Origin of the sequence: Nocardiopsis lucentensis DSM 44048 (assembly GCF_000341125.1) — a bacterium.
Classification (GTDB): domain Bacteria; phylum Actinomycetota; class Actinomycetes; order Streptosporangiales; family Streptosporangiaceae; genus Nocardiopsis; species Nocardiopsis lucentensis.
In genome coordinates, this window is record NZ_ANBC01000809.1 from 1 (window position 1) to 6222 (window position 6222).

Below are 6222 nucleotides of genomic sequence, written 5' to 3' on the forward strand. Positions count from 1 at the left end.
GGCCGACACCACCGCCCTGGTCGCGTGCAGCGGCGGCGCCGACTCCCTGGCCCTGGCCGGCGCCGTGGCCTTCGAGGCTCCGCGCGTGGGCAGGGCCGCGGGGGCGGTCACCGTGGACCACGGGCTCCAGGAGGGCTCCGCCGAACGCGCCGAGTCCGTCGCCGGTGTCCTGCGCGGCCTGGGCCTGTCCCCCGTCTCCGTGCGGACCGTGGAGGTCGCGGGTCGGGGCGGCCCCGAGGCGGCCGCCCGGCGCGCCCGCTACGAGGCCCTGGACGCCGCGGCCGCCGAGCACGCGCCCGCGGTGGTGCTGCTCGCCCACACGCTGGACGACCAGGCCGAGACCGTCCTCCTCGGGCTCGCGCGCGGGTCGGGGGCCCGCTCCCTGTCCGGGATGGCCCCGCGCAACGGCCACCGTCTGCGCCCCTTCCTCGACCTGGAGCGTGCCACCGTCCGGGCGGCCTGCGACCGTATGGGCCTGGTCGCGTGGGAGGACCCGCACAACGCCGACCCCCGCTACGCCCGCTCGCGGGTGCGCCACGAGGCATTGCCCGCTCTGGAGCGGACCCTGGGCCCGGGGATCGCGGCCGCGCTGGCACGGACGGCCACGATGCTGCGCGAGGACGCCGACACGCTCGACGGGCTGTCCGCGGGCCTGTACACCGCCGCCCTCGGCGGAGGGGAGGCCCCGGCGGTCTCGCGTGTCCCCGCCGGCCCGGAGCCGCCGGACGCCGCGGAGCCGTCGGACGCCCCGGGGGCGGCGGCGGGGCCGGAGCTGTCGGTCGGACCGCTGGCCGAGGCGCCGCCGGCACTGCGCACCCGGGTACTGCGCCGCGCCGCCCTCGCGGCGGGCTGCTCGGCCAGTGCGCTGACCGCTCGCCACGTGCGGCAGGTGGAACGCCTGGTCACGGAGTGGCGTGGGCAGTCCCACATCGACCTTCCGGGTGGAATCCGGGTGCGCCGCGTCTCCGGGCGCCTGCGGTTCGGGCGCTGATCGGCCCCACCGGACACCCGCGGTTCCCGGGCGGGTGGCGCGGTCGCCTCGTTGACCACGTTTATCCTGGTTGCCGCAAACGGGGAACCCAGCAGCGAGGACAGTGAGCGTGGACGCCAAAGACATGGGTCGGGATCTGGAGAAGGTCCTGGTCACCGAGGAAGAGATCAATGCGCGCCTTGCGGAGCTGGGTGAACGGATCGACGCGGACTACGCGGGCAAGGACCTCCTGATCGTCGGTGTCCTCAAGGGCGCCGTCATGGTCATGGCCGACCTGGCGCGGGCGCTGCACACGCCCGTGTCCATGGACTGGATGGCGGTCTCCTCCTACGGGGCCGGGACCACCTCCTCCGGTGTGGTGCGCATCCTCAAGGACCTGGAGACCGACATCAAGGACCGCGACGTCCTCATCGTCGAGGACGTCATCGACTCCGGGCTGACCCTGTCCTGGTTGGTGGGCAACCTCAAGTCGCGCGGTCCCCGTTCGGTCGAGGTCTGCACGATGGTCCGCAAGCCGCTGGCCTTCGAGGTCGACCTGGAGGTCAAGTACATCGGTTTCGACCTGCCGAACGAGTTCATCGTCGGCTACGGCCTCGACTACGCGGAGAAGTACCGCAACCTGCCGTTCATCGGCACCCTCGCCCCGCACGTCTACGAGAAGTAGGGGCCCGGGCAGGTCCGGGGCGAACCGTTCGGGCGCCCGGACCCGGGCCGAAGCGAAGCCGCGGGCCCGAGGAGGACACAGCTCGGGAACAACGGAACGGGGCTTCGTCGTTGCTTCGGTGACGGCCCCGCTCCGGGTGCCCGAGCGGTGTGCTCGCTCGGCAGAGCGAGGTGTACCGTCGAAGATCCCAGCGTCATCGCAGGGAGAACATGTCCGATTGGTCCTGCTTCGGAAAGTCCTCTGGGGCGGGGCGGCCTGGTCAGGAGGGACGGACCCGACAGGGTTCCGCTCACATGAATCTGAAGCGTTTTTTCCGCGGCCCGTGGATATGGATCCTGGCCGTCGCCGTCATGCTCGTCATCGGCTTCCGCGTGTTCGACATCGGGGGCGGTCCCCAACCGGAGCAGGCCGACATCTCTCGCGTCTACGACCTCATCGAGCGGGACCAGGTCGAGAGCGCGGAGATCATCGACCGTGACCAGCGGATCCTGCTGACCACCACGGACGACGAGATCCTGGAGGCCTACTGGGTCGAGGGCCAGGGCCTCGAACTCGGCACCATGCTCCAGGAGAACGCCGACGCAGAGGACGGCAACCTGGAGTCGTACCAGGTCTCGGTCGCCACGACCCCGATCTGGACCACCGCCCTGTTCAGCCTGCTCCCGCTGATCATCATCATCGCCATCTTCTGGTTCATCTTCAGCCAGATGCAGGGCGGCGGGTCGCGCGTGATGAACTTCGGCAAGTCCAAGGCCAAGCTCATCACCAAGGACACCCCGAAGAACACCTTCGCCGACGTCGCCGGGGCCGACGAGGCCATCGAGGAGCTCCACGAGATCAAGGAGTTCCTCCAGAACCCGGCCAAGTTCCAGGCCATGGGCGCCAAGATCCCCAAGGGCGTGCTCCTGATGGGCCCGCCCGGGACCGGTAAGACCCTGCTGGCCCGTGCCGTCGCCGGTGAGGCCGGGGTGCCGTTCTACTCCATCTCCGGTTCGGACTTCGTCGAGATGTTCGTCGGTGTCGGCGCCTCCCGCGTGCGCGACCTGTTCGAGCAGGCCAAGGCGAACGCCCCCGCGATCATCTTCATCGACGAGATCGACGCCGTCGGCCGCCACCGCGGCGCCGGTATGGGCGGCGGACACGACGAGCGCGAGCAGACCCTCAACCAGATGCTGGTCGAGATGGACGGCTTCGACGTCAAGGGCGGTGTCATCCTCATCGCCGCCACCAACCGCCCGGACATCCTCGACCCGGCGCTGCTGCGCCCCGGCCGCTTCGACCGGCAGGTCGTCGTCGACCGCCCGGACATGGACGGCCGCCGCGACATCCTCAAGGTCCACTCCAAGGGCAAGCCGATGGCCGATGACGTCGACTTCAACGTCATCGCCCGCCAGACCGCCGGAATGACCGGTGCCGACCTGGCCAACGTCATCAACGAGGGCGCGCTGCTGTCGGCCCGCGCGGACGCCACCGTGATCACCCACCTCATCCTCGAGGAGGCGATCGAGCGGGTCATGGCCGGCCCCGAGCGCAAGACCCGGGTCATGTCCGACCGGGAGAAGAAGGTCATCGCCTACCACGAGGGCGGCCACGCCCTGGTGGGCCACGCGCTGCCCAACGCCGACCCCGTGCACAAGATCACGATCCTGCCGCGCGGCAGGGCGCTCGGGTACACCATGTCGGTGCCGACGGAGGACAAGTTCCTCACCTCCCGCTCGCAGATGATGGACCAGCTGGCCATGATGCTCGGCGGTCGGGCCGCGGAGGAGCTGGTCTTCCACGAGCCCACGACCGGCGCGGGCAACGACATCGACAAGGCGACCTCGCTCGCCCGCAACATGGTCACCGAGTACGGCATGAGCGAGCGCCTGGGCGCCCGCAAGTTCGGCTCCGCCAGCACCGAGCCCTTCCTGGGCCGGGAGATGGCGCACGCCCGCGAGTACTCCGAGGAGATCGCCTCCATCATCGACGAGGAGGTGCGCCGCCTCATCGAGTCCGCGCACGACGAGGCCTACGAGGTCCTCGTCGAGTACCGGGACGTCCTGGACGACCTGGTGGTCGCGCTGCTGGAGAAGGAGACGCTCACCAAGGAGCAGGTGCTGGAGATCTTCGCTCCGGTGACCAAGCGGCCGTCGCGCGGCTCCTACACCGGCTACGGCAAGCGCCAGCCCTCCGAGCGGCCTCCGGTGCTGTCCAAGAAGGAGCTGGACGGGCTGAACGGCGCCGAGGTGCGGGGCTCGGCGACCAACGGTCAGCTGCCCAGCGCCGCCGCCAACAGGATCGAGGGGGACGAGGCGTGAGCGAGACCTTCGACGAGGAGCGCCCTCCCAGATCCGTCGACCGGTTGCGCATCGAGCGCGCCGTGCGCGAGATCCTCATCGCGATCGGTGAGGACCCCGACCGCGACGGTCTGCTCAAGACACCCGAACGGGTCGCCCGCGCCTACGAGGAGCAGTTCTCCGGCCTCGGCCAGAAGCCCGGTGACGTGCTCACCACGGTCTTCGAGGCCGACCACGAGGAACTGGTGCTGGTCAAGGACATCGAGCTGTACTCCACGTGCGAGCACCACCTGGTGCCGTTCTACGGGGTCGCGCACGTGGGCTACATCCCGGGCGCGGACGGCCGGATCACCGGTCTGAGCAAGCTCGCGCGGCTCGTGGACGTCTACGCGCGCCGTCCGCAGGTGCAGGAGCGCCTCACCGGGCAGGTGTCGGACGCCATCATGGACCACCTCCAGCCGCGCGGCGTGATCGTCGTCGTCGAGGCCGAGCACCTGTGCATGACCATGCGCGGGGTGCGCAAGCCCGGAGCCAAGACGGTCACCTCGGCGGTGCGCGGGATCTTCCGCAGCAGCGACCGCACGCGGTCGGAGGCGATGAGCCTCATCCTGGACCGCCGCTGACCAGGCGCCGCGCGATCCGCGGCCCCGGCCACGTCAAGCCCCGGTATCCGGCCGTCACGGTCGGATACCGGGGCTTCGCGCGCGGCAGGGTCTGTGCCCCGAGGGGCGTTCCCTGAGCGTAGGGTGATCCTTATGGGGCCGAAACAGACAGTTCCGGGCCTGCCCGACCTCGGGCGGTGCCTGGTCATGGGAGTCGTGAACGTCACGCCCGACTCCTTCTCCGACGGAGGCGAGTGGTTCGACCCCGATCGGGCGATCGAGCACGGTCTGAGCCTGGTCGAGGCGGGCGCGGACATCGTCGACGTCGGTGGTGAGTCCACCCGCCCGGGAGCACAGCGCGTCGACCCCGCCGAGGAGATGCGCCGCGTCGACCCGGTCGTACGGGAACTGGCGTCGCGCGGCGTCGCCGTCAGTGTGGACACCATGCGCGCCGAGGTGGCCGAGCGCGCCGTCGAGGCGGGCGCGGTCCTGGTCAACGACGTCAGCGGGGGGCTCGCCGACCCCGCCATGGCCCGACTCGTGGCCTCTTCCGGCGTTGCGTACGTGTTGATGCACTGGCGTGGGCATAGTCATGACATGCAGAGCCGTGCCGTGTACACGGATGTCGTCCAGGAGGTCCTCGATGAGCTCCGCGATCGTATGGAGGCCATGATCAGTGCAGGTGTCGACCCGGGCCAGATCGTCCTGGATCCGGGGTTGGGATTCTCCAAACGCCCCGAGCAGGCGCACAACTGGGCGCTGCTCCAGCACCTCGAACGGTTCCACGAACTAGGCCGGCCGGTACTCGTGGCGGGATCCCGCAAGCGTTTCCTGAGCCGGCTGCTCGGCGATGCCGCGGACGGGGACCGCCCCTTCGTCGACTGCGACGCCGCGACGGCCGCGGTCACCACCCTGGCGGCCGACCGGGGGGCCTGGGCCGTGCGCGTACACGACGTGCGCCCCAACGCCGACGCGGTGCGCGTGGCCGCCGCCTGGTCCGACGGCGGGGCCCGGCTGGACGAGGGGCGCGCCCAGGCGCCGGGCCGGGGCGGCCTGTGAAGTCCCGCCAGGAGGTCATGGAGCGCGTGGCCGAGGCCAACGCGCAGTTCTACAGCGCCATCGAGAACGGCGACATCGACCTGATGCGCAGCGTGTGGGCCGAGGAGCACGAGGCCCCCGACCTGGTGTGCGTGAACCCGGGCTGGCCGCTGCTGCGCGGACGTGCCGAGATCATGCGGGCCTGGTCGCTGATCATGGCCAACGTCACCTACATCCAGTACGTGCTGACCGAGACGCACATCGGCGTCGGCGGGGACGTCGCCATGGTCACCTGCGAGGAGAACGTGCTGACCGCCGAGGACGACAGCCCCGGTTTCGTCGCCGGGGGCAAGGTGGTGACCACCAACCTCTTCGTCGACACCGAGCAGGGGTGGCGGCTGTGGTCGCACCACGCCTCGCCCGTCCTCATGGACGATGAAGGGGAGGACGAGGCCTGATGGCGGACCGCATCACGCTGCGGGGGCTCCGGGCGCGCGGGTACCACGGAGTGTTCGACTTCGAGCGCCGCGACGGCCAGGACTTCGTGGTCGACGCGGTGCTCCACCTGGACACCGCCGCGGCCGCGGCCAGCGATGACGTCGGTGACACCGTGCACTACGGACTGCTGGCCGAACGGCTGGGGGGGGG

General features: G+C 70.6%; 7 protein-coding genes. All 7 read left to right on the forward strand.

Features of this window, described 5'->3' with window-relative positions; genetic code table 11:
* A partial coding sequence (gene tilS, locus D471_RS0128280; RefSeq protein WP_017601734.1) for a tRNA lysidine(34) synthetase TilS occupies positions 1-991 on the forward strand: 991 nt, incomplete at its 5' end.
* A gap of 109 nt (positions 992-1100) precedes the next feature.
* Positions 1101-1655, forward strand: a complete 555-nt coding sequence (gene hpt / locus D471_RS0128285) for a hypoxanthine phosphoribosyltransferase (protein ID WP_017601735.1) — start codon at positions 1101-1103, stop codon at positions 1653-1655.
* A 293-nt stretch (positions 1656-1948) separates the two neighbouring features.
* Positions 1949-3955 carry an ATP-dependent zinc metalloprotease FtsH gene (gene ftsH, locus D471_RS0128290; protein ID WP_017601736.1) on the forward strand — a complete coding sequence of 669 codons (2007 nt, stop codon included), beginning with the start codon at positions 1949-1951 and terminating at the stop codon, positions 3953-3955.
* Positions 3952-4557 (forward strand): GTP cyclohydrolase I FolE, encoded by a 606-nt coding sequence (folE, locus tag D471_RS0128295; RefSeq protein WP_017601737.1) that lies wholly within the window; start codon positions 3952-3954, stop codon positions 4555-4557. Before ftsH ends, folE begins: the two co-directional genes overlap by 4 nt.
* A gap of 132 nt (positions 4558-4689) precedes the next feature.
* Positions 4690-5595: a dihydropteroate synthase gene (gene folP, locus D471_RS0128300; protein WP_017601738.1), complete on the forward strand. Its 906-nt coding sequence runs from the start codon at positions 4690-4692 to the stop codon at positions 5593-5595.
* Positions 5592-6032, forward strand: coding sequence for a nuclear transport factor 2 family protein (locus tag D471_RS0128305; RefSeq protein WP_017601739.1), 441 nt, complete (start codon positions 5592-5594; stop codon positions 6030-6032). Before folP ends, D471_RS0128305 begins: the two co-directional genes overlap by 4 nt.
* Positions 6032-6222, forward strand: a 191-nt coding sequence (locus D471_RS0128310; RefSeq protein WP_017601740.1) for a dihydroneopterin aldolase, incomplete at its 3' end; no start/stop codon positions are given. The genes D471_RS0128305 and D471_RS0128310, both read left to right, overlap by 1 nt.

Coding starts and splice junctions, on each gene's coding strand:
- ftsH (WP_017601736.1), top strand. CDS start 1,949: ATGAATCTGAAGCGTTTTTTCCGCGGCCCGTGGATATGGATCCTGGCC.
- folP (WP_017601738.1), top strand. CDS start 4,690: ATGGGGCCGAAACAGACAGTTCCGGGCCTGCCCGACCTCGGGCGGTGC.